Here is a 3,125-nt window from a genome sequence, read left to right on the forward strand (position 1 = left end):
GTTCAGCGTCGTCGGCGCCGCGACCGCCGACAGCGTGTTCTGAGTTCGGACGGCGACAGCGCCGTCCGCTCTCACCGGCGTCCGAATTCACACGACGACCGAGACGACGGCGAAGAGGATCAGCACACCGGCGATGTCGCAGACGTTGGTGACGACCGGGATGGTCGTGTCGTCGGGGTTGAGCCCGATCCGGTACGAGGCCTCCACGGCGGCGACGCTGGCGACGACGACGAGGACGGCGAGGAGCATCCCCGAGACCAGCGAGACGAGGAGCACCTGTCCGAGCCCGAGCGTGCCGCCGAGCGCGACGCCGATCGCCCACGCGGCGACGCCGACGACGCCGAAGACGGTCCCCGCCAAGGCGAACACGGCGCCGGCGTTCGCCCTGAGGTCGGGGTTCGACGGGTCCAGCTCGTACGTCCCGAGGTAGAGCTGCGTGGTGAGCCGCGAACAGGTGATCGACGCGAGGTTCCCGGCCGTCCCGATCTGGACCGGCACCAACACGAGGAGCGCCGGGTTGCGGACGAGCACCGCCTCGTACGTCTCGAGGACGGTGCCCGAGACGAGCTGGAGCACCGACAGCGCGGCGAGGAGCGGGATCATCGTCCGAACGATCCGACCGATCGACCACTCGTCGGTCATCGTGGTCTCCGCGCCGGGCGCCGAGCCGCCGCCCGAACCGGACGTCGAGCCGCTACCCGTACCGGACGTCGAGCCGCTACCCGTACCGGACGTCGAGCCGCCACCCGAATCGGACGTCGAGCCGCCTCCCGCGTCTGCGTCCGTCACAGCACGGCCCCCACGACGTAGATCCCGACGAGGAGGAAGAGGACGCCGAACACGTCGCCGAGCGTCGTCACGACGGGGCCGATCACGTTGTCCGGGTCGAGCCCCCGGCGGTAGCCGACGAAGATGACGGCGATCAGCACTGAGATCATGAGGGTCGCCGAGAGGAACCCCGCCACGACCATGATCCCGACCAGCTGGAGGAGGTTCCCCTCCGTCCCGAGGAGCGTCAGCCAGAGGTAGGTGACCACGGCGATGAAGACGGAGACGCTCATCCCGTTGATGAAGGAAGCGAGGATCGCGTTCCTGAGCCGCCGGTCGAGCCGGAATTGGGGCTCGATGAGTCCCTGGTGGAGCCCGGTCGAGAGTCGGGCCCCGAGGGAGCCGTACACGCCGCCGCGGGTCGCGAGGAACGCCGGGAGCAGGAGGAGGAGGCCGGGGACCTCCGAGATGCCTGCGCGCATCGTCTCGGAGCCGAGGATGGTGCCGGCGAACAGCCCGGCGACGAGGCTGACGAGGATCACCGGCAGCGCCTGTCGGTAGACGTCGCGTGCGGTGTCGTGGCCGGCCATCGTGCATCCCGACGCGAGGGAGGCTCAAAAACCGGTCGGACGACGTGGCCCGCATCGTTAAGTCGGTCGGGCGGTTTCCGATCGCATGGACTACTCGCTCGCCATCGAGAACGGGCCGGAAACAATTCCGGGCGGCACGGGGCTGCTGCTCGTCCACCCGAGCATCGGCGAGACGGACCGGATCGACACGGACTTCCTGAAGACCGACACCGACGCGTTCCTCGTCGTCTCCACGCGGACCACCGCGCGGGAGGTCGAACAGAAGCTGGAGTACTACGACGTCGACGAGACGAAGGCGACGATCCTCGACACGCTCTCCGTCGAGCGGGGCTACTCGCGGCGCTCCAGCGACGACGTCTTCTACGTCTCCGCCCCCGACGACCTCGACGGCGTGGTCGACCGCGTCGAGCGGTTCCTCACGGAGAACGAGGGGAAGCGACGGGTGTCGGTCGACTCGCTCACCGAGATGGCGTACTACGCAGACGACGACGCGGTGTTCGAGGCGGCCGCGGACATCCTCGCGCTCCTCGACGAGCACGACGCCGTCGGGATCTTCCACCTCTCCGAGGAGGTCCACGAAGTCGCGACGCTCGATCGGTTCCGGGAGCTGTTCGAGGGCGTCATCGAGCTCGACGGCGAGGGCAACGTCACCTTCGACATCTAGGATCGTATCCTGTCAGGCGCCGTCGTCGACCATCGATTCGAACGTCTTCTCCGCCCACTTCACCGCGTAGGGAGCGCCGCGGTCGCGGTAGGCGGCGGTGTCGAGCGCGGCGAACGGCGCGGGGAGGTCGAGGCCGTGACGGAAGGCGGAGCAGGCGTACTCCGTCGCGCTCGCGAAGTCGGTCTCCCCGCGGGCGACCTCGCCCGAGAGGTCCCCGAGCCGACCCTCTAGGCGATCGCCGGCGTCGACCCAGGCGTCGAACAGCCGTGGGCGGGTCCCCTGCCACGACGCGAAGACGTCGCGGGTGTACAGCCCGATCCACGCGTCGAACAGCGCGGCCGCGACCTGGAAGACGTCGCTCGGCCCGTGGCTCGTGGTCGAGGCGCCGGTGTCGGGATCCGGTCGGCGGATCGCGGCGTCGAGGTCGCGGTAGCGCTCGCCGAAGAACGGGAGGAAGCTATCGGGAAGCCGGTCGGGAGAGGCGTCGTCCGGGAGCGACCCCGGAGACGGCGAGACGCCGACCTGGACCAGCCGGTCGGCGATCAGGAACGCGAGGAAGTCGTCCGGAGTTCCCTCCGCCCGCTTCTTGACGAGCACCGTCTGCGGGTCGGTCTGGGTCGTCCGGACGACGGTGCCGTCGCCGGGCAGTCCGACGGTGAACGCGGAACCGGCGTACCGCCGGAGGAGTTCCGGCGCCTCGTCCGGGAGCCACGCCGCCGGGAAGGAGGCGGGCGAGAGCCCGTCGACGAACAGTCCGAGGTCCTCGGCCGCCGCCGGCGGGAGCGTCTCGAAGTCGGCGTCGACGTCGAGGACCGGAGAGCCGGAAGCGTGTTCCTCACGGACTGCGTCGAGGTCATCGTCGAGCGACCGAGACGAGAACATCAGCCGAGCACGTACGAGAGGATGATGAGTACGGACAGGGCCGCCGAGACACCGATCGTACCGACCACGATCGTAGTGGATTTGCTCATGTCGAATGTTGGGGTCGCCGGTCGTTTAAATCTATATTACTTCGGACAGTCGCGAGGGGGTCGTTCGGGTGCGAGGCGGCCCGTGTAGGCGCGAGGCGGTCCGCGTAGACACGAGGCGGTTCGTCCAGATGG

General features: G+C 69.1%; 4 protein-coding genes. 1 reads left to right on the forward strand and 3 read right to left on the reverse strand.

The annotated features are described in order from the left end of the window. Positions 1–87: 87 nt before the first annotated feature. Complete coding sequence (locus DJ74_RS01355; RefSeq protein ID WP_094524767.1) at positions 88–642, reverse strand: magnesium transporter; 555 nt, start codon at positions 640–642, stop codon at positions 88–90. 143 nt (positions 643–785) lie between these two features. Then, complete coding sequence (locus DJ74_RS01360; protein ID WP_094524759.1) at positions 786–1,358, reverse strand: magnesium transporter; 573 nt, start codon at positions 1,356–1,358, stop codon at positions 786–788. 85 nt (positions 1,359–1,443) lie between these two features. Here DJ74_RS01360 and DJ74_RS01365 point away from each other — a divergent pair, with 85 nt between their 5' ends. After that, entirely contained in the window at positions 1,444–2,022 is a 579-nt protein-coding gene (locus DJ74_RS01365) for a hypothetical protein (protein ID WP_094524760.1), read from the forward strand. A gap of 12 nt (positions 2,023–2,034) precedes the next feature. On the opposite strand, the gene DJ74_RS01370 is transcribed toward DJ74_RS01365, so the two are convergent. Beyond that, the gene (locus DJ74_RS01370) at positions 2,035–2,904 is read right to left on the reverse strand and encodes a hypothetical protein (protein ID WP_094526066.1); all 870 of its coding nucleotides are present in this window, start codon (positions 2,902–2,904) and stop codon (positions 2,035–2,037) included. Positions 2,905–3,125 lie beyond the last annotated feature (221 nt).

The organism is Halorubrum sp. Ea8, from assembly GCF_002252925.1.
Taxonomy (GTDB): domain Archaea; phylum Halobacteriota; class Halobacteria; order Halobacteriales; family Haloferacaceae; genus Halorubrum.